Source organism: Loigolactobacillus backii (assembly GCF_001663675.1).
Taxonomy (GTDB): Bacteria; Bacillota; Bacilli; order Lactobacillales; family Lactobacillaceae; genus Loigolactobacillus; species Loigolactobacillus backii.
In genome coordinates, this window is record NZ_CP014873.1 from 2280210 (window position 1) to 2302020 (window position 21811).

A 21811-nucleotide genomic window follows, 5' to 3' on the forward strand; every position below is an offset into this window, starting at 1 on the left:
CTAAAAGACGCTATACTATTATTTAAACTGGTATGGCGTCTTTTTTATCACATTTTATTAAATTAGATTACATTTTATGCAGCTATCTGCTGGTGTTTAAATAACCGGTAACCCGTCAACGCAGTCGCAATCAAACAAATAATCAATGCTATCAAAAAACTAACGTGCATCCCGTAAATAAACACATCTGGTCGCTTTGTAAGATCAGTCGTAACGTGTTGACCATACTTGTGGCTCATGGCCGCGTATAGTACGGTGGTCGATGCCGAAATACCAAAAACCATACCTAAATTTCGGGCTAGTGCATTAATCCCACCAGCAATACCTAGGTCACGTGGCTCCACGGCGCTCATCACCATCGTATTATTAGGCGCTTGGAAGACCCCATTACCAAAACCAACCAATCCAATGAAAAGCATGAATAACCAAATCGGTGTTGTCAAGTTTGTTAATAGGTACCCCACTTGACTAATTGATATCAAGCACAGACCAAAGAAAGTCAATCTTTCAGGCCCAATTCGATCGGAAACGGCACCAGAAATTGGTGCAACCGCAACTTGAAAAATTGGGAAAATCATTAAAATATAGCCAGCTAGATTAGGCGCCAATCCCCGCGCGTTTTCCAAATAAAATGGTGAAATAACGTTAAAGAAAAAATTGGTGATAAAAATGAGAAAGCCACATAACAAACTTAACGTAAACTGGCCGTTCTTAAATAGTTTAAACGATAACAATGCATTAACTTGCCTTGGTTCAAAGTAACAAAAACCAATAAAACTAAGAATTGCAATTGCGAAGAGTACTAAAATAATTGGCTGTGTAAAACCAATTTGTTGACCCCAAAAAATACCGAGAAATAAACTCATTATAAAAAAAGCGAAAATACAAAATCCAGGATAATCAATTTTGCTGTGTGTTTTGATCAAATCCTTGGGTAAAATACGCTGTCCAATTATTATTGTTAAAATTCCAATTGGAACATTTAACCAAAAAATATAGCCCCACGGCAAAACTGACAACAACATCCCACCTATTCCTGGCCCAGCAATTGAACCTAAGGAAACAAAAGAACCAATAAAACCTAGTGCCTTACCCCGTTCATTTAAAGGAAATATTTCTGTTATAATCCCGTTATTAGTACTCATTGTCATACTGGCACCAAATGCTTGAATAACGCGAGCAACTAACAAAAACACCAAACTATGGTTGAATCCGCAAAGAAATGAACCAACAACAAAGAGTATCGTCCCAATTCGAAAAACCTTTATTTTACCATAAGCATCACCAATTCGCCCAAATAATAGTAACAAGGCACAAATAACAATCAAATAGATTGAAACAACCCATTCGGCCTGATTCATTGGAATATGTAAATCGTGGCTCATCACTGGCAATGCAATATTAACAATACTAGCATCCAGCGTTGACATAAAAGTGAACATTCCGACGGCGATTAAGATCCACCAACGATTTTTTTGAACAGTTGGATTCTGACTAAATGAAACTACTGTGGCCTTTGCCATTTTTAATCTCCTTTTAATAATTTAAAGTAAGTATTCAGATAAATAACCTTTATTATACTCTCTTTTCTGAAAACGGCTTATTCCTTTCATCAGCTAGAAATTAATTATGCGTTTAATTTCACGTAAAAAGTAGTTAACGACGAGGATTCACTTTGTCATTAACTACCTTTTATGTGAAACTTAAACAACTAAATTACTTATAAATTAGCAACAAAATTTTGATAGGCCGTTTGCTCATCCGTTTTTTGTAACTCAACATCCGCAAAATTAGCTGCTAATAGATCAGCCAAAGAAAGTGTCACCACCCCGGTGAAAGTTGCGTTACCAATAAGTTCCATCCAATAATTCTGTGCTGCTGATCGGTCATGGACCAACGTTTTAACGACACCACCTGGGTTGCGAACCGTAATTGGACTTTCAAAATCAGCACCCTGTTCCAGGACAGTAATTAAACTTGCCGCCGACATCCCCGTTCCACAGGCGTTGGTAAACCCTACTCCTCGTTCGTAAGTTCGTACAAAAATATGATTTTGGCCCAATACCTCAACAAAACTAACGTTAACCCCATCCGGAAAATACGGGTTGGCCCCATCATTTAAATAACTAGCAATTCTACCTAATTCTGGTCCAAGTAAGGTAGTATGATCAACAAAACCGATTAAATGAGGATTAGGAACGGCAACGGCAGTAAAATAAAGCTGCTGTGAAAGTGCCGGAATTTTTTTGTGATGTAATTCAGAAAGATCCGCCACATGCATCTTTAAATCCGCAGCGGCAAAACTAACTGGTGAGATTTCAGCCTGATAAGTCGCAATTCCCGGGGCCAAACTAGGTGCATGCTTAACCATCAAATCGGCGTACATCGTTTCGATTTTAAAAGTTTCCTGTTGTTGCTTTTCCCCTAAATAACGTGCAACTGTTCGAATACCGTTACCACACATTGACGCCTCGCTGCCATCAGCGTTAATAACCCGCATCTTTCCTGCTACACCAGGATGTTCAGATTGCGTAACCGAAAGAACACCATCGGCACCACCAACTAAACCGCCTGAACGTTTAGCAACATTTTGCGTTACTTGTTTTAATTCATTTTCAGTTAGTTGCCGATCGAGTTGTGTTTGGTCAAGAATAAAAAAGTCATTTTCTGAGCCGTGTACTTTGGTTAAAGTTACGTTCATTTTTCTGCCACCCATCGTTAAATTTAAATTATAGTTTAGCACAATTTCTCTGAGAAAACTATTAACAAAGCCTACAAAAAAATCGTAATAGCCCGCAGACCATTACGATTCTTAATAGTATTATTTGGTTAATCGTCAAATCCTTCACTAACTGCTTCTGGATAGTGCGTTTCAACAATTTTAGCACAACGACCACAGAAGCGAGGTAATTTGGCATCAACCCCAATATCTGTTCGTGTCATCCGACAACGTGGGCAGACCTCACCTGGCGCGTGCGCCACAACGACAGCTACATCATCAAAGACTGCAGCATCAGTTGGTGCGGTAGCCTTGTCACCTTTAACTTCTAGACCAGAAACAATCAAGATTTGCATAACATTGGCATCTAATTCATTCAGCAAAGTCTTGACTGGTTCTGTTGGGTACAAGATGACCTTAGCCTCTAATGACTTACCAATTACTTTTGCATCCCGGGCTTCTTCTAAGGCCTTTAAAACGTCCGATCGAACCGCCATAAAGCTCTCCCAATGGTCTAATAGCGCAGCCTCATTAGGAAAATGATCAACTTCGGGCATTTCCGCTAATTGCACGTATTCGTCATTTTCCTTTAGGTATGACCAAACCTCTTCCATTGTATGCGGCAAAATTGGGGTTAATAATTTGGCGAGGACAACTAAAACCTGGTACATTACCGTTTGCATTGAACGGCGTTTAGGATCATTCTCAGCCTCAATATAGATAACATCTTTAGCAAAATCTAAGTAAAGGGCTGATAAATCAGCAATAATAAAACCATTAACCACTTTATAAACAGTTGCAAAGTCATAGTTATTGTACGCCTTCAAAACGGTTTCTTTTAATTGATTCAGGCGAACCAAGAGGTACTTATCAACGGATTGTAGGTCCTTGTAAGCAACTTCATTTGCTTTTGGATCATAATCAGTCGTATTGGCTAACATAAAACGTAACGTATTACGAATCTTACGGTAACTATCCGAAACCTGCTTAAAACCATCCATTGAAACCCGCACATCAGCAGAGGTATCAACGGTTGATACCCACAAACGAATAATTTCGGCACCCATTTGTTTAATGACTTTTTCTGGTGAAATAACGTTACCAAGTGACTTACTCATCTTCTTACCATTTTTATCCATGGTAAAGCCCTGTGAAATAACTTGTTTATACGGTGCGTGCCCAGAAACGGCCACACTTGTAATTAAGCTAGAATTGAACCAACCGCGATACTGATCAGAACCTTCTAGGTAAAGATCAGCAGGATAAGTTAAATAATCACGTTCAGCTAAGACACCTTGATGGGATGAACCGGAATCAAACCAGACATCCATAATATCGGTTTCCTTAGTAAACTGACCATTAGGCGAATGTTCATCGGTGAATCCCTCTGGTAATAAATCTTTAGCCTCACGATCAAACCAGATGTTTGACCCATATTTAGCAAATAAATCCGCGACGTGGTTAGTTGTTTCTGGCGTAATGATTGCTGTCCCATCTTCCGCGTAAAAAATTGGTAACGGCACGCCCCAAACACGCTGTCGCGAAATAACCCAGTCACCACGGTCGCGAATCATATTATAGAGTCGTGTTTCACCCCAACCAGGCAAGAACTTAACCTCTTTAATTGCGGCTAAAATTTGGTCCCGGAAAGCATCAACGGAAGCAAACCACTGGGGTGTTGAACGGAAAATAACCGGTTTTTTAGTGCGCCAATCCATTGGGTAACTATGCAAATATGGTTCTTGTTTTAAAAGCAGACCGGCATCACTAACCTTTTTAAGTGCTAATTTGTTGGCCTCTTCGTAAAATAAGCCTTCAAAACCAGGTGCTTCTGCAGTTAACTTACCTTGAGCATCAACTGGCGACAAGATATCAAGACCATAACGTTTACCAGTGTTATAGTCATCATCACCTAATCCAGGCGCCGTATGAACTAAACCAGTACCAGAATCTAAAGTGACATAATCACCTAACATAACTAATAATTCACGATCATAAAATGGATGGCGAGCAGTCATCCGTTCCATATCCTTACCCTTAATAGTTTTAACCGTTTGAACGTCTTCCCAGCCGGCCTTTTCAGCAACTGTTGCCACTAACTCTGTAGCAACAACAAATTGGCGTGTTTCGCCAGCGGGTTGAACAACCGAATAATCATAGTCAGCCGCAACAACAACCCCTTCACTAGCAGGAATAGTCCATGGTGTTGTTGTCCAAACAACAAAATAAGTATTGTTATCCAAAAGTCCCTTACCATCAATAATTTGTTCAGCAAAGTAGGCCGAAGGTGATTCAATATCCTTATACTCTAATTCAGCCTCAGCCAAAGCAGATTCAGAGGATGGTGACCAGTGAATTGGTTTGTTGCCACGATAAATATAACCTTTTTTGGCCATCTCACCGAAGACACGAACCTCCTGGGCTTCAAATTCTGGTGCCAGTGTTACGTAAGGATTATCCCACTCACCGGAAACACCGAGACGTTTAAAGTCAGTCTTTTGTTTTTCAACCTGTTCTAACGCATATTTACGGCATAATTCACGAAATTCAGTCGTTGACATTTTTTTACGATCATAGCCTTGCTTCGTTAATTGCTGTTCAATTGGGAGGCCATGCGTATCCCAACCAGGTACGTATGGCGCACGGTAACCTGACATTGATTTAAAACGTACAATAATATCTTTACTAATTTTGTTTAGCGCATGCCCGATATGAATATTACCGTTTGCGTATGGTGGCCCGTCATGTAAAATAAAGGTTGGCTTACCTTCGTTTAATTCTTGCCGTTTTTCATATAATTTATTTTCTTCCCAAGCCTTTTGCCATTTTGCTTCACGAACTGGTAAATTACCACGCATTGGAAACTTGGTCTTTCCTAAATTCAAAGTATCTTTAACTCGCATCTATCCAACACTCCTTTTTGTTATTTACAAACACACTCGAACTTTAAAAATGAGTATAAAAAAAGACCTCGTTCCTATTGGGACGAAGTCGTCGTGGTACCACCCAGTTTTGAGAAACAGTGTTCTCCTCAACTTATGATAACGGTCATAAAACCGACGCCTCTTACTAAATATTCAGAGGTGCAGAAATCGAGATGATCTGTTTATTAATAGCGCACTGTTAGTCTTTCACCTACTACTAACTCGCTTTTGTGTTGTTAATAAACTTGCTGTTCTCAATAAAAATATTATTTATCCGTATTCTTTTGCTTAGTTGCCTCGGCTACGGTGGTATTTAAAGCTGGTGCACCATCTTTAGTAACTGGTTGTTTTTCATCATTTGGAAAAATAATCATTGTTTCTCCAGAATCTTGTTGTTTAGCTGCAGTTGCTGGTACATCATTAGTAGCTGCTTTTTGTGAATGATTTGAGTTTACGCTACTAGCCTGTTTTTTGTCAAGCGCAGGTTGGTGTGCATTTACGCGTGTGTTACGTACTGGCATATCCTCATGCGCCAAGAGTTCGTCCCAATCCTTACTCTTAACGATCTCCAACTGCGATTCCAACATAACTTGTAATCGTTGCCGGAATACACGAGTTTGTTTCTTAAGATCTTCGGTTTCTGCCGTAATCTGCTTAGCTTTTTGTGAGGCATCGGCCAAAATCCGGTTAGATTTTTCTGTCGATTCATTAAGTAGATTTTGCGAATTTTTTTGTGCTTCTTGGTTAATAATGTCGGCTTCTTTTTGCGCATTTGTTTTAACTTTATCCGCTGCTTCTTGGGCAACAATAATTGATTGATTCAAGGCATCTTTTAATTGATTAAAGTAAGTGACTTTCTCTTCACTAGCCTTTAAGGCAGTTTCCAGATCATCCTTTTGCTTCAACGCTGCCTCATAATCTTTAATAATTTGATCAAGAAAATCATTAACTTGATCTTGATCGTAGCCGCGCATTTTAACATTGAATTCTTTATTGTGAATATCTAACGGGGTTAATGCCATAAAAAATACCTCCAAAAAAACTATTTTCTTAAAATGCCAAGTTGTAAACGGTATTTCTCTTTTTTAGTTTTACCTTCAATTTCACGTAACTGAATTCGTCCAAATCCACGTACGGAAATAATATCTAGTAAACCAAGTTCAAAATCAGGCCGTTCAAAGGCTTGCCAATTCAGTTTTATTTTACCATTTTCTACTAATTCTTTCGAACGCTGTCGTGAAATATTATAGACTGACGAAATTAAAGCATCAATTCGTAAAGAACTAGTTGTTACCTGTTCGATTTGCCAAGCATCCTTTGGAATCAATAATTCCGTGTAATCCTCGGTCTCCAAATGAACAGTCACGCGACCAATCTTAGTAATCTGAAGCGTTACGTAATCCACCATGCTCTTTTCAACAAAAAACTGCCACCGAACACCATCCGTCATGATATCGCCAAAGACATCACGACTGATACCGGCATTGACTAAAGTCCCTAATATTTTTCCGTGAGAAAGTTGCGTAAATTTTTGTGGATAACGAATTTCAAATAATTGAATTTCAAAATCATCACTTGTGGGTTCGAAATAATCCGGATAAATTAGAACCCGCTTACGCTCGGCATCGGTGTAGCCACCCTCAAATTGGTAACGCAAATCACTTTTGACACTAATTAGCGACTCAACAATAAATTGTTGTCGTGGATCTAAAAAATTAGATAAATAGGGCCGGTACTGATCTTCAACGTCTTGCACCCAACTGGCAACCTGGTCAATGAATGGTGCCTCTTCTTTACGAAAATGCTGATAGACCACGCTATCCATCTTTTTCAACCCCTTCTCTTACGTGAAAAGTCGCATCAAAACAACTGCCAAAAAATATAACCCTCGTTGGACCAGCCAAAGTACAATGAAAGCGGCCCAAGGAGCAAAACTAATCCCACCAATTGACGGAATAATACGGTAAAAAATGTTTAAAAAGGGCTCACATATCCGCCCCATTAGTTGGCCTAAGCGTGATTGATAAGCGCCCGGGAACCAAGACATTAAAACATAAATCATTAAAAGGATCATATATAGGTAAATTGCCCGATCCAAGATATAATAAAGTCCGCTAATGAAAGCTACCAATTCTGTTCCTCCTTTAATTTAGCCTGAGGAGCATACTAACTTAAACCATCTTGGCGTAACACATCGGACAGATTGCCATCAACTTCAAAATTAGCCGGAGTACAAAGAAAAATCTCTTCACCAACCCGCTCGATTTCACCATTAATTGCAAATACAGTTCCATTTAAGAAATCAACAATCCGTTTTGCTTGTGCCTGATCAATTCGTTTAAAATTCAGTACAACTGCTCGATTACTCATTAAATGTGTCGCAACTTCCTTAACGTCCGAATAAATTCGGGGCTCAAAAATAACTATTTTACTTGCTTTGGCCGGTCCAGCTGTAATTGGAACGACCTTTTGCTTATTAGTTGTCCGTAAATTCGGCGTTTGGGGCTGAAGTGCTTGATTAGTTTTGGTACTAACAGTCGTTTTGGGTGCTGGTGCGATATAATCATCTGCATCATCCGTCATTCCAAAAAACTTACTTAAATTAAATTTACTAGCCATCGCGGTTCCTCCCCAATTTTAGTTAAATAGTGAGTTTATGCATCAAATAAAGCCGTGCCAACACGGACAAAAGTTGCACCCTCAAGAATTGCAATCTGATAATCATGGCTCATCCCCATACTTAACTCACGACAAGGCGCAGTTGGCAATTCTAAAGCTTGCACTTCATCCCGTTTTAACTTAAGTTGATGAAAAAGTTGATGTAACTGCTCATCATTCGCATCCTTGGGAGCCATTGTCATTAAACCGACAACTAGAACCTTGTCATCTACCTTGACTTCCTGCACTAATGGTACAACGTTAGCCAACGAAACACCAGATTTACTCTCTTCCCCAGATACATTGACCTCAATAAAACATTTGACGGGTTGATTTGCCCGTTTCTGAATTTCTGTTGCCAGTTCCAGGCGATCAAGTGAATGCAAATAATCAATCTGATTAATAACCTTTTTAACCTTACGTTTTTGTAACGAACCAATGAAGTGCCACTTTAAATCGTGGTTTTCTTTAAAGGCCAATTGTTTTTCAGCCAAACCTTCCGGCCGGTTCTCAGCAAGATTGGTTACTCCGGCGGCAACTACCTGTTGGGCCTCACTAACCGAATGATATTTTGTTACACCAATTAGAGTAACTTGATCTTGCCGGTTAGCCACCGCCATTGCCCGATCAATTGATTTCTTAACTGCCATGATATTTTTGCTAATTGTCATGAAACTCATCCCTTATTACTGAGAACAAAATTAAATCTGGCTAAACCTTAAATAATCCAAATTTTATCTAATTGCGCCGCCGCTTGAAGAATGGTGGTGTATCTAGACCATTACCATCATCCTTAGAGTTGTCTTGATCATCATTTGCTGTATCCGTCCGCCGGAAAACATCAAAATCTGGTTTTTGTGCATCATTTAGACTGTCATCATTATTAGTTGACTGCCGCCGTGTTGGTTCCTGACGAATATCCCAGTTACCAAACGGATCATCACTTTTACTTGATGTTTGGCGACTTCGAGTTGTTTGGGTCTTATTTTGTTCTGATGGGGTTTGTTTATCAGTTGAATTATTCGTTGACCGTAAAGCCTGTTCAGACCGCTGTTCTCCACGACGATTTCCTTGAATTTTATTGGTATCAATCCCAGTTGCAATGACAGTAACTACGACCTCATCACCAAGATTTTCATTAATTGAAGTCCCAAAAATGATATTGACGTCACTTGTTGAAGCCTGTGAAACAATATCGGAAGCATCCTGCGCCTCAAATAATGATAAATCTGGGCCACCGGTAATATTTAATAATACTTGTTCAGCACCATCAATTGAAACTTCCAATAATGGTGATGAAATAGCCTTTTTAGTTGCCTCAGCCGTACGATTTTCACCGGTTGCCGAACCAATCCCCATCAGTGCAGATCCTTGATTTTGCATAACCGTTTTAACATCAGCAAAATCCAAATTAACGTAGCCAGGTGATGTGATTAAATCAGAGATACCTTGAACACCTTGACGCAATACGTTATCGGCTTCATGGAAAGCCTCCAACATAGGTGTCTTTTTATCAACAATTTCTAGTAATCGATTATTAGAAATAATGACTAAAGTATCAACGTGTTGCTTCATTTCAGCGATTCCCTCAGCGGCATTTTTAGCCCGTTTTGGTCCTTCAAAACTAAATGGTCGCGTTACAACACCAACTGTCAAAGCGCCTAAATCTTTAGCCGTTTTAGCAATAATTGGAGCCGCACCAGTTCCGGTACCACCACCCATACCAGCGGTAACGAAAATCATATCTGCACCTTTTAGAGCTTCCGCTAATGATTCTTCGCTTTCTTCGGCAGCCTTTTGGCCGATTTCAGGTGTTGAGCCTGCGCCAAGTCCCCGCGTTAGTTTCGGTCCTAATTGAATTTTTGTTTCGGCATCAGCACTATCCAACGCCTGAACATCAGTATTAGCCGTAATGAATTCAACGCCCTTGACATCCTCTGAGATCATCCGGTTGACAGCATTGCCACCGGCACCACCAACGCCAATGACTTTAATTATGGCGCCTGTATTTTGATTTGAATCTAAAGAAAATTCCATAAATTGTTCCTCCTATAAGGTTCTGCTGTCATCTACTCAAAGAAATTGCTTAAAAACTTACGAATACCAGAAAAGCTTTCTTTCTTTTCCGTCGTTTGTTTTTCAGTTGTTGTCGTTTCCACAACCGGCTCTTCCTGTTTTTTCACTGTTGTTTTTGTTACTGCCTTTAGATTACCACCTAAAGCACTTTGTGCAAGCAAATCAATTTCGCTGAGGTTTGCCGTATAACTGATCAGACTCAAAGCCTGTGCAAAAGAGGGGTGACGTAACCCCATCTCATCAGGAATATAGAGTTTAACGTTATGCTTGAAAATATCGCTAGCCAATTCGGCAATGCCAGGTAACGCCGTCACGCCACCAGTCATAACGATACCACCAGGTAAATCAAACGCGCCAATCTTTTCTAGTGCCTTATTCATTCGCTCAAAAACTTGAGTCAAACGGGCCTCAATAATTTCTGCCAAATATTTTTCACTTATCGTAACTGGTGCATCCTGACCGACAACTTCAATCGGAAATGATTCCCCCTCAGAAGCCTGCAATGAATCCGCGTAGCCATAATCCCGCTTGATTTTTTCAGCACTATCAAAGGAAGTGTTTAAAACGACCGAAATATCTTTGGTAATGTAGTCGCCGCCTTCTTGATCAACATAAGTATATTTTAACTTGTGATCATGAATAACAGCAGCTGTACTTTGACCACCACCAAGATCAACTAAGACAGTTCCAAAATCTTGTTCCCCATCACTAAGTGCCAACCGGCCCAAACTCAGTGGATTAACAACTAACTGCACCAGCGTTAAACCAGCTCGTTCGATACATTTACGCATATTATGTATAACGGTCTTAGGTGCCGTTAATAACATGCCATGCATCTCTAACCGCACGCCTAGCATTCCCCGTGGATCCTTAATTCCATCAAAACCGTCAACCACAAATTCATCCGGCAAAACCGTTAAGATCTCGCGTTCAGGTGGTAAGTTACGAACTAATGCAGCGGCCGCCACATTTTTAACATCACTATCATTAATTTCTTTTGATTCATCTGCTACCGCGATCATACCTTGACAGGGCTCGATCTCTAATAGGTTGGCTGGAATGCCAGCCGTTACTTCATGAATATCAATATTTGCTTTTTGTTCGGCTTGCTTTACAGCTTTTTGAATGGCGGTTACGGCCTTATCGATGTCTACTACAACACCTCGACTCAAGCCTTCGGAGCGTTCACTCCCCACACCAATAACATTCATTTGCCCTTTAATATACTCTGCGACAATGACCTTTATTGAGGTGGTTCCAATGTCAAGCCCAACATATATGCCAGTGTTTCCCATAAGTTGTGGAACCTCCTTGAAATTAATTACTTTCAAATTTATTTAATTTATACTATATAGTTAAATTTTAACACATTTAAACCGCTTTTTAAAAGTCCTATTTCGCGTTAGCATGCGTGTTAAAACGTTTCTTTATTTAAACGGGTATGAATAAGCACCGACCTCTAAATTAACAACACCCTTTTTCTTCATTTGCTTGGCAATTGAAGGATAATAGCGCATTTTTTTACTAAAGCTTTCTAGGGTCGCATAAACTTGATTACCATCGTTCATGTATAAATGAATTCGTTTTGGATTTAACTTAGTTGGAGCAAAATGAATTTCGGAAATTCCATTTTGAACATCACTTGGCAATCGATTATATTGCTGAACCATCTTCTGTAAAGTTTGCTTATGTTGAAAATTACTATAAACGGAATAATTACCCGCAATCTGATGGCCACTGCCTGAACTTGCTACGCGCCCATTTGCCAAGATTGGGTAATACCGATTGTTCTTTAATAAGATCCCAACCGTTTTATATTCTGTAACGTGCAACGTAACACTATGCAGCCCAGCTATTGACAAACTGAATTGTTTTATTTTTGGTTCTGCCTGCTTAGCCCGCTGACTAATTTTGGTTTGATGTAGCAGAGTATTAATAACAAGATCACTTGACTTAATCCCACTTGCGTCAATAACACTTTGCGTTGAAAGGGTTGTTTTACCGCTATTAGCAACTTGTAAATTTCCAACTTTGCTTATCGGTGATGCAAAGTAAGCAGCAATCAATATGATAATGATAAAAGTAACGAGCAACGCTACTAAGCGATTGACTAAATGATGGTGGCGCAGCTCCTTCAATCGTGGTAATTTACTTTCGATTGTATTTGTTTTTTTAGATTGCTGTTTCTGCTTTTTTTGGTAAGTTTCCCAGGGTGTTAATGCAGATGCTGGATCATCTGGTGTCTTTTTTTGCTTATTCTTTTTTAGCCATTTTTTCCTCATCTGCATCACATCCTTAAATTAGATCTTGCATAACCTTAATAAAACGATCGGCCGCATCTGGTACACCAATCGCTTTAGCATTCTGTCCCATTTCTTGACGTTTAGCTTCATTTTGCATTAAATCATCACTAACCGTCACTAATGTTTCCCCCGTTAATTGTTCTTCAGTCACCAGACGTGCTGCGTTTTTGTCAACTAGACTTTGAGCATTTTTAGTCTGGTGATCATTTGTCACGTAAGGACTTGGAACTAAAATCGAAGGAATACCAAGTGCCGTAATTTCGGCCAGTGAAGTTGCCCCTGCCCGACCAAGTATTACCGCTACATCAGGCAAAATAGTGGGCATATCATCAATGTAAGGGACAATTGCAATATTTGAATTGACCTGCTTACCCTTCAAACTCGCCTGAATTTTGGCAAAATGTACTTGTCCAGAAACAAACAGCACTTGATATTTTTTTTCATTCAATTGTGGTAACGCACTTAAAAATGCCTGGTTGATTCGCTCGGCACCACGACTACCACCAAAAATCAGCAACGTTGGTGCTTGTTGTAAACCAAAATCTTTCAAACGATCATTAGGCTTAATGCCAGCAAATTGTTGTCCCCGCGGATTACCCGTCAATACAATCTTGGTGGCCGGGAACTGATCAGCAACCGCTTGGAATGAAATTGATACTTTATCAACAAAGTGACCTAAAAAACGATTGGTAATACCAGCAACACTATTTTGCTCGTTAATAACCGTCGGAATATGTAACCGCGCCGCCGCATATAATACGGCACTTGAAACGTAGCCGCCTGTGCCAACAACAACATCAGGCTTAAACTGGCGAATCAGCTTTTTGGCCGTCCGAACGCTCTTTAAAAATAAGGTGATTGTTTTAATGTTATCTAGTGACAACGAACGCTTAAAGCCTTGTAATTCAATTGCCGTAAAGGGAATTCCTTTTTGAGGTACAATTTTACTCTCTAAGCCTTTTTTTGTACCAACGTATAATAATTCATCAATTAAATGACGTTCTTTCATTCGCTCAATGACGGCTAGGGCAGGATAGATGTGGCCGCCTGTGCCGCCACCGGAGAAAATAACTCGCATCTTAGTGTCCTCCATTTTCTTTAATCAATTTGGTCACACCATCTATAAATAGTTGTCCACGCACCTCAAAGTTAGGGTATTGATCCCAACTAGCATTAGCTGGAGAAAGCAATACGATATCACCAGGTTGACTCTGCGCGTAAGCAACTGGCAATGCAGTTTCAACATCGTGAACTAACTTAATGTTTTTAATCCCCGCCTGCTCACCAGCAGTTTTCAACAACTCCGCGGTTTCGCCAAAAAGAACCATTGCCTTAACGTGCTCTTTGAGTTCCGGAACTAGTCGATCAAAACTAAAACCACGGTCAAGTCCGCCGGCCAATAACACAACGGGCTGCTTAAAACCATTTAAGGCCATTTGAGTTGCCTCAATGTCAGTTGCCTTAGAATCATTATAGAAACGACGACCCTGCCATTCAGTTAAAAATTGTAAGCGATGCTTAACACCACTAAAGGTTCGTAAAACTTCAGCGATTGCCTCATTACTTTGACCCATCAACTTAGCAACTGCCAAAGACGCCAGTGCGTTTTCAACATTGTGTTCACCAGGGACCTTGATTTCACTAGCCTTTAGAATTGCTTCGCCACGAAAATAAAGAACCCCGTCTTTTTCATAGGCACCATCTTCACTAAGATCCTGACGTGAAAACGGTACTACTTGTGCCTTTGTTTGTTTGCTTAATTCTCGCCACTCGGGGTTATCCCAATTGACAACAAAGAAGTCGGCGGCAGTTTGGTTCATTACAATTCGCATTTTTGCTTTGACGTAGTTAGCACGGCTACCGTGGTAATCAATGTGGGCAGTATAAATATTAGTCAAAACAGCAATCTGCGGGCGTAATTTAGTAATTCCCATCAACATAAAGCTTGAAAGCTCGGTCACCATCACATCATCTGGCGTTACTTTTTGTGCAACCGCACTTGCTGGAACACCAATATTACCAGCAACATAGGCTTGTCCCTTTTGGCGGCCGTAATTCAGCATCAATGAAATCATTGTCGTTGTTGTTGTTTTACCATTTGTCCCCGTAACACCAATTAATGGCGCCTCGGAAACCTCATAGGCAAGTTCAGGTTCAGTAATAATCGGAATATTCTTTTTAATGGCACCAGCGACTAACGGGTTAGTGTACGGAATACCAGGATTTTTTACCATCAGTACGAAGTCTTCATCTAATAAGGCTAATGGGTGACTCCCCGTAATAACCCGAATTCCTTCTGCTAATAAGGATTGGGCGTCAGGATTATCATCAAACTTTTTTTTATCATTAACGGTGACTAACGCGCCTAGTTTAGCTAACAAGCGTGCTGCATTAACCCCACTTTTGGCCAATCCTAAGACAAGGACTTTTTTATTTTTATAGTCCGTTACACGTTTCAAAATTAAGACTCCCTTTTACATTTTAATTATAAGAACAAACTTAAGTATATAATTGAACAAACTAGACTAAAAGCCCAGAACGTCAAAACAACACGCCATTCTGACCAACCTAGCATTTCAAAATGATGATGAATGGGCGTCATTTTAAAGACGCGCTTACCCGTTAAATGAAAGACGGAGACCTGAATCATCACGCTTGCCGTTTCAATCACAAAGATCAGACCAATAAGAAGCAAGGACAGTTCACGGTGCAGTAAGATTGATACAGCAGCAAGTGCACCACCCAATGCTAGTGAGCCAACATCCCCCATAAATATCTTGGCCGGCTTATGATTAAACCAGAAAAACGCAATTAGACCACCTAAAATTGTTAAGCAGAAAATCAAGATATCCGTCCGGCCTTCATGCTGTGCAATAATTGCGTAAGTTGCAAAGGCAATCGCCGCTGTACCAGCCACTAGGCCATCTAGACCATCAGTTAAATTAACCGCGTTCGAAAACCCAACCAACCAGAATAAGACGAAGAATAAGTATAAAACGCCTAAGTGCAATGATCCAAGGCCAGGAACATTTATTGCGAGTGGAAAACCTTCGTGAACGTAGACAATAAGAAAAATAACGCCACCAATAATCTGACCCAATAGCTTTTGCCAAGCACGCAACCCTAGATTACGCTTTTCAAATAGCTTAATTGAATCATCCATAAAGCCCAGACCGCCATATAAAACAAGAATAAACAAGGTAATCCAGCTACTCAGGGTCATTTGATGCTGCCATAAACTAACCCAAATAGTTGAAATAACACTTGCAATTAAGAAAACAAGGCCACCCATAGTTGGTGTCCCTGATTTTTTTTCGTGCCAAGAAGGGCCCTCTTCTCGAATAACTTGCCCTTCTTTTTTCATTCTAAAATAGCCAATAAATAACGGCATTACAATGAAAGTTAACGCAAAACTACTAACAACTGGTATTAACATCTTTGTAAATTGCATACGTTTTAAAACTCCCTAATTTATCATGGTTGTAGTGTAACTGTAATTTCCTTGGTTGAATCTAGTAGACTTTTTGCGGCTAGATCTTGCTTTGTAACGTAGCCTGTTCCACTGATTTTTACCGATTTACCCGTAATTTCCGCAAATTTTAGAACATCACTCTTAGACCAGCCGGTCATGTCTGGCATTGTCATAGCACCATTAGTCATAACAAAAACATGCTGATTGCTCAGAACCTTTTCACCTGCTTGTGGTAATTGTTGAACAACCGTATTCCCGGTACCAATCTGAACCGGTTTTAATTGCGCCTTGGTCAAAGTAGACACACTATCGTTTACGGCTTCCCCACTAATTTTTGGCATTGTCGCCTGATCCGTTTTAGTTGTCTTGCCTTGATTATATTCCAATGCTCGTTTCATCATTGGATTAAAGATTTCCGATAGAATTTTTTCAGGTGACTCTGTCATATTTTGCGGCTGTTTCATCGTAATGTAAAGGACATATTGCGGATTTTTTGCCGGCGCCATACCAACAACGGAAAAAATGTAGTTATTATCTCCCGTTAAGTAGCCACCACCATTGGCCGTACTAATTTGAGCGGTCCCAGTTTTTGCCGCGATTCGGTAACCAGGAATTTTATAAACTGCACCCGTCCCATAATTCTTATAAACAACATCCTGCATATCCTTTAAAACTTGCTTTGTGGTACTCTTTTTAACTGGATGACCAACCGTTACTGGCTTATACTTCGTCGTTTTACCGGTCGTCGGATTAACAACCTTGTCGATTATCTGTGGTTTCATTTCTTTACCATCATTAGCAATTGCCGAATAACCTTGCATCATTTGCATCGCCGTTACATTAATTCCTTGACCAAATGATGTGATTGCTTGATCAGAGGCACTCTTAAATTGAATACTGCCTGAAGATTCACCGGACAAGCCAGAATTAGTTGATTGTAAGAACTTAAATTTCTTAATGTACTCCAACCACTCTTTTTCTCCAAGAATTTGTTCTAGATGAACAAAGCCAACGTTACTAGAACGTGGAAATGCCTGGGCGTAAGGGATTGATCCCCAACCAGTTGTGTTCCAATCATGGATGGTACTACCACCGACTTGTACTTGACCAGAAGTATAGTACGAATTAGGTGGATATTTACCGGCATCAATAATCGACGCCAGTGTAAAGACCTTCATAACTGAGCCAGGTTCGTAGGCATCCTCAGTAAGCGTATCCCGCCAAAAACTTCCCAGACTAGCACCCGTTTGTGGATTAAACGTTGGTCGTTGGGAAGCAGCCAAAATCTGACCAGTTTTGGGATTCATTAAAATGGCGTTAAAACCCTTAGCATCATATTTAGTTTGTGCTTTAGTCAATAGTGTTTCCAAATATGATTGCAAACGTGAATCAATTGTTAAATAGACGTCACTACCATTCTTGGCGGCCTTTTGTTTAACTTTTGTATTAGGCAGCTGGTAGCCATAAGAATCCTTCTTAACTTGTTTAACCCCATTTGTACCACTAAGAATTTTATTATAACTTTTTTCGATCCCCATTACACCAGTTAAGGCGGTCGTACTAGTCCCCGCCTTACTGGTTGTACTTTGCTGGGCCAATCCAATTTGGTGCGACGCAAAGGTGCCATTAGGGTATAGACGTGCCGGTGTTTCGGTAAAATAAACGCCCCGCAAGTTATGATTTTCAATTTCTTGCTTAATGGCCAAGGATAACCCCTGACCAGCAGTCCCAAACTCCACTTGGAACGTTTTTTTATTTTGTGGATTCAAAGTTTTTAAAATATCTTTTTTACTCATGGGTAAGTACTGGCTTAAAACAGTTGCTACTTTATTCTTATCGGTTACATACAACTTCTTATCATTTGACCCCGTATACCGGTGATCAATAACGGCATAGATCGAATAAGAGGTTGAATCCTCCGCAATCGGGTTTCCCATGGCATCAAAAATAGTCCCGCGATTTGCCTTGAGGACACTGTCATCTTGGTAAAGAGCTTCAGCCTTTTTAGTTAAATTCTGGTCATCAATTTTGCCGCTTGCTACGATATAAGAAAAACGAAAGATAAATAAAAGGAAGATGGCTACCACGGCGAAAAGAAACGCACCACCAATGATTTGGCGGTTGCGGCGTGGATTCCTTTTATTTATCAATCGTTTATTTTTGGAAGACTTCATCTATTTAACATTCCTTATATTTGCTTCATTTAAGGACAAACCATCACGTGCAGCGACATCGTTTAAATGATTAGACTGCATCAACTCATTAATTTCTTGCTTATAATTCGTATTTTGTAATTGGAGTGCCGTAACCGACTGACCAATATCTTGCAGGTGTTGTTGTGCTGAAGACACCGCAATTTTACTAGAAACAATCATCGTACAAAGCGATACCAAGACAATGCCTAACGTAACCATCAAAGTCCGCTCAAAAGCGGAAATGGCGACGTGACTCGCTGGCGTTGCAACTGGCTGTACCTGTGGTGTTTCTTGTATATGTATATCTGGTTGGGTCACACTTGGGGCTACCGGGTCCGCTAATGAAGAGAAATCTCTTGCTGCACTTTCATCTGCCATACTCATCCACATCCTTGATTCAAATTCGTTTATTTTTGTACTTGTTTTTCTGCTACACGCAACTGTGCACTTCTTGAACGCCGATTCTTTTCTATTTCCGTAGCCGTCGGTAAGATGGGCTTTTTGGTAATGATTTTAAGCTCAGCCTGTTCCCCGGCACCCATAATTGGCAACCCACGAGGAATTTCTGGTGTCCGCGCGTGATCACGAAAAATGGTCCTGACCAAACGATCCTCTAACGATTGGAACGTAATAACCGCAATTCGACCATTAACGTTTAATAGCTTAATTGCCGCTTCAAGTGATTCTTCAGCGGCACCCAGCTCATCATTAACGGCAATTCGAATTGCCTGAAATGTCCGTTTGGCTGGATGACCACCCTTTCGCCGGGCAGCCGCTGGAATTGCGTGTTTCACAGTTTCTGCCAACTGAGTTGTCGTTTCAATTGGTGTCACTGCTCGATCACGCTCAATCGCTCGTGCAACTCGCTTAGCAAACTTATCCTCACCGTAACGATAAAGAATCCGTTCCAAGTCGGCGTAAGGCCAATCATTAACAATCTCGCGGGCCGTTAAAGCGGCACTTTGATCCATCCGCATATCTAACGGCGCCGTTAGCTTATAGCTAAACCCACGCGCAGCCTCATCAAACTGTGGTGAAGAAACACCTAAATCATAGATGATACCATCAATCTGATTTACTTGGTGTTGGGCCAAAGCCTGACTTAAATTACGAAAATTATCCTTAATAAAAGTTACCTGACCACTATTAACATAAGGCGCCAATCGCTTTTTTCCATTGGTAATTGCCTCTTCATCCTGATCAAAAGCAAATAAATGACCATTCTTAGCTAACTTAGAAAGAATCAATTCACTATGTCCACCGCCACCTAATGTTGCGTCAACGTAAACGCCATTGGGCTTAAGCTGCAGGCTAGCAACCGTTTCGTTTAATAAAACTGTTTCGTGCGTAAAGGCCATTCTAATTACTCCTAAAAATTAAAAGTCAAAATCCAATAAATTCTCGGCAATATCATCAAAATTCTCTTCGGCGTCATCGCTAAACTGTTCCCACTTGGCTTCATCCCAAACTTCAATTCGGTTAGAAACACCAATTAGAACACATGCTTTAGTTAGACCTGCGTGCTTGGTCAACGCCTGCGGAATATTAATTCGGCCTTGTTTATCAAGTGTACATTCCGTTGCTGCTGAATAGAGGAAACGGACAAAGGCACGGGCATCTTTCTTAGTTAATGGCAACTTTCCTAATTTTCCTTCTAAAATCTGCCATTCATCCATTGGGTACCCAAATAGGCAACCATCCATACCACGTGTAAGAATGAAATTTGTCCCTAAACCATCACGAAATTTCGCCGGAATAATTAATCGTCCCTTTTGATCAATCGTATGGTGAAATTCGCCCATGAACATTGCCTTCACCTCTATTTGTGCACAAATTTAGTCTACCACATCCCCCCACTTTCTACCATACCCATACCTAAAATTGTTAAATCTAGTGTTAATAGGGTTTTACCCGCATTTTTAGCTAAACCAAAACCCCTTTTAAATAAATTTAAGTAATAATTAGCAAACTTAATTATTGCCCCCGTAATTAGCGAACGCCTAAAAAAATAGGACCCCCGCTAAAAGCAGCGGGAATCCTATTTGAACACGCTTCACCTTAAAAATAACAATAGACAGCCTAAATAACCAATGAAGCCTAAAATGAACACCAACCGCCACCAAAGTTTAAAAAAGGTACGGTAAATAATTTCGCCACGCTGAATGGCCAAAAAGATTGCTGCAAAGATACCGACTAACATGACCAAGATGACAATTAAGCTAGTGGCAGTGTAATTTAGCTGTAGCTTAATCGCTCGGTCACAGGCAATTAACAAGAAAGGTGTCATTAAATCAATCGGGTTAATCCGTACCCGTGGTAATAAGTGGTGAACAACTAAACCGAGAATCAAGACAACTTCCGGCAAAATAAGAAAAATTATTGTTACCATCATCAACCTACTTTCTAGCTATAATTTTACCGTTGTTTTTCTTAACGTAAAGTCTTTTCTTGAATAGTTAGTTATAATGGTAAAAAGAAACAAGGAGGGTTACCAATGATTGAACGTTTTTATACAGCCACTGATGGTACACTAAGACCAACCACCACCTTACAAAAAAACTGCTGGCTACACGTTGAGGCACCAACACCTGCAGAGATTGAAAGTCTAGTTGACCATTTTGCTGTCCCCCGCGACTACTTAACCGCCGTTTTGGATGACCGTGAAAATCCACGTGCTGAGGGTATCGAACAAGCCACCGATGAAAAGCCGGCCTTGATCTTACTTCATTTTCCCCATGAAACGATTAGTCCCTTAGGTTATCGCGAACTAACAACCTACCCTTTTGCGATCATTTTAACACCGCAAGCACTAATTACCGTAACTAACCGTCCGGCACTATTTGTTCAGGATTTTATTGTTCGCAAGGAACATCACGTTAACACTAATGAACACGAAAATTTTGCGTTACATTTGTTATGGTATATTTGTCATAGTTACGTTAGTTACTTAGAACAAATCGGCAGCGAAATGGCACACCTTGAGAAATCTTTATCAGTTGCCAGTGGTAACAATGAGCTTTATCAACTAACTGCCATGCAAAAAAGTCTGATTCAATTTCAAATTGCCTTAAAACGAAATCAACATTTATTAAATGAACTACAAACAACCGAATTCTATTTTGAAAGTGATCCATTTTCAGCGTTACTCCAAGACGTTATGATTGAAAGCGACCAGGCCCAAACGATGACTTTCCGGCAAAAATCCATTCTCGATGAATACAATAATATGGTATCCTCAGTCGTCTCCAATAACCTCAATATTATTATGAAAGTTTTAACATCGATCACAATCATCTTAACAATTCCAACGATAATCGGGGGTATTTACGGGATGAACGTTAGACTTCCTGGCGCCGCATTAGCCCACGCCTTTAGCCTAATCATGCTTATCACCTTGATTATTTGCTGGCTATCGGGCTATTGGCTACGAAAGCGAAATTTCTTTTAATCCATTGCATTCTAAG

20 protein-coding genes are annotated in these 21811 nt (G+C 40.2%); 1 reads left to right on the top strand and 19 read right to left on the bottom strand.

Features of this window, described 5'->3' with window-relative positions; all coding sequences use genetic code 11:
* Nucleotides 1–74: 74 nt before the first annotated feature.
* The 19 genes from AYR53_RS10390 to AYR53_RS10480 form a co-directional block, all read right to left on the bottom strand.
* The gene (locus tag AYR53_RS10390) at nt 75–1523 is read right to left on the bottom strand and encodes an MFS transporter (RefSeq protein ID WP_068224831.1); all 1449 of its coding nucleotides are present in this window, start codon (nt 1521–1523) and stop codon (nt 75–77) included.
* A 197-nt stretch (nt 1524–1720) separates the two neighbouring features.
* A complete protein-coding gene (gene dapF / locus AYR53_RS10395) occupies nt 1721–2701 on the bottom strand; it encodes a diaminopimelate epimerase (RefSeq protein ID WP_068224833.1) in 981 nt (326 codons plus the stop codon).
* A 128-nt stretch (nt 2702–2829) separates the two neighbouring features.
* Nucleotides 2830–5622, bottom strand: coding sequence for an isoleucine--tRNA ligase (ileS, locus tag AYR53_RS10400; RefSeq protein WP_068280376.1), 2793 nt, complete (start codon nt 5620–5622; stop codon nt 2830–2832).
* A gap of 287 nt (nt 5623–5909) precedes the next feature.
* Entirely contained in the window at nt 5910–6665 is a 756-nt protein-coding gene (locus AYR53_RS10405; RefSeq protein ID WP_068224837.1) for a DivIVA domain-containing protein, read from the bottom strand.
* Between the two features lie 20 nt (nt 6666–6685).
* Nucleotides 6686–7468, bottom strand: a complete 783-nt coding sequence (locus AYR53_RS10410; RefSeq protein ID WP_068224839.1) for a YlmH family RNA-binding protein — start codon at nt 7466–7468, stop codon at nt 6686–6688.
* Between the two features lie 18 nt (nt 7469–7486).
* Nucleotides 7487–7774, bottom strand: coding sequence for a YggT family protein (locus AYR53_RS10415; protein WP_100071314.1), 288 nt, complete (start codon nt 7772–7774; stop codon nt 7487–7489).
* A 35-nt stretch (nt 7775–7809) separates the two neighbouring features.
* A complete protein-coding gene (locus AYR53_RS10420; RefSeq protein ID WP_068280373.1) occupies nt 7810–8262 on the bottom strand; it encodes a cell division protein SepF in 453 nt (150 codons plus the stop codon).
* 35 nt (nt 8263–8297) lie between these two features.
* On the bottom strand, nt 8298–8972 hold the full coding sequence (locus AYR53_RS10425) for a YggS family pyridoxal phosphate-dependent enzyme (protein WP_068224843.1): 675 nt from the start codon (nt 8970–8972) through the stop codon (nt 8298–8300).
* A gap of 67 nt (nt 8973–9039) precedes the next feature.
* Nucleotides 9040–10338 carry a cell division protein FtsZ gene (ftsZ, locus tag AYR53_RS10430; RefSeq protein ID WP_068224845.1) on the bottom strand — a complete coding sequence of 433 codons (1299 nt, stop codon included), beginning with the start codon at nt 10336–10338 and terminating at the stop codon, nt 9040–9042.
* 32 nt (nt 10339–10370) lie between these two features.
* Nucleotides 10371–11672: a cell division protein FtsA gene (ftsA, locus tag AYR53_RS10435; protein WP_068280369.1), complete on the bottom strand. Its 1302-nt coding sequence runs from the start codon at nt 11670–11672 to the stop codon at nt 10371–10373.
* A gap of 132 nt (nt 11673–11804) precedes the next feature.
* Entirely contained in the window at nt 11805–12659 is an 855-nt protein-coding gene (locus AYR53_RS10440; protein ID WP_068224849.1) for a cell division protein FtsQ/DivIB, read from the bottom strand.
* 13 nt (nt 12660–12672) lie between these two features.
* A complete protein-coding gene (murG, locus tag AYR53_RS10445; RefSeq protein WP_068280366.1) occupies nt 12673–13758 on the bottom strand; it encodes an undecaprenyldiphospho-muramoylpentapeptide beta-N-acetylglucosaminyltransferase in 1086 nt (361 codons plus the stop codon).
* Nucleotide 13759: 1 nt separating this feature from the next.
* Nucleotides 13760–15139, bottom strand: coding sequence for a UDP-N-acetylmuramoyl-L-alanine--D-glutamate ligase (gene murD, locus AYR53_RS10450; protein ID WP_068224853.1), 1380 nt, complete (start codon nt 15137–15139; stop codon nt 13760–13762).
* A 26-nt stretch (nt 15140–15165) separates the two neighbouring features.
* Nucleotides 15166–16131, bottom strand: coding sequence for a phospho-N-acetylmuramoyl-pentapeptide-transferase (gene mraY, locus AYR53_RS10455; protein WP_068224855.1), 966 nt, complete (start codon nt 16129–16131; stop codon nt 15166–15168).
* Nucleotides 16132–16154: 23 nt separating this feature from the next.
* Nucleotides 16155–18326 (bottom strand): penicillin-binding protein, encoded by a 2172-nt coding sequence (locus AYR53_RS10460; RefSeq protein ID WP_068224858.1) that lies wholly within the window; start codon nt 18324–18326, stop codon nt 16155–16157.
* Nucleotides 18327–18725 carry a cell division protein FtsL gene (gene ftsL / locus AYR53_RS10465; RefSeq protein WP_068224860.1) on the bottom strand — a complete coding sequence of 133 codons (399 nt, stop codon included), beginning with the start codon at nt 18723–18725 and terminating at the stop codon, nt 18327–18329.
* Nucleotides 18726–18754: 29 nt separating this feature from the next.
* Nucleotides 18755–19705 (bottom strand): 16S rRNA (cytosine(1402)-N(4))-methyltransferase RsmH, encoded by a 951-nt coding sequence (gene rsmH / locus AYR53_RS10470; RefSeq protein ID WP_068224862.1) that lies wholly within the window; start codon nt 19703–19705, stop codon nt 18755–18757.
* Nucleotides 19706–19723: 18 nt separating this feature from the next.
* Entirely contained in the window at nt 19724–20155 is a 432-nt protein-coding gene (mraZ, locus tag AYR53_RS10475) for a division/cell wall cluster transcriptional repressor MraZ (RefSeq protein WP_068224864.1), read from the bottom strand.
* Nucleotides 20156–20400: 245 nt separating this feature from the next.
* A complete protein-coding gene (locus AYR53_RS10480) occupies nt 20401–20739 on the bottom strand; it encodes a DUF3397 family protein (RefSeq protein ID WP_082918505.1) in 339 nt (112 codons plus the stop codon).
* Nucleotides 20740–20841: 102 nt separating this feature from the next.
* Between AYR53_RS10480 and AYR53_RS10485 the strand changes: the two genes are divergently transcribed.
* Complete coding sequence (locus tag AYR53_RS10485) at nt 20842–21795, top strand: magnesium transporter CorA family protein (RefSeq protein ID WP_068224866.1); 954 nt, start codon at nt 20842–20844, stop codon at nt 21793–21795.
* Nucleotides 21796–21811 lie beyond the last annotated feature (16 nt).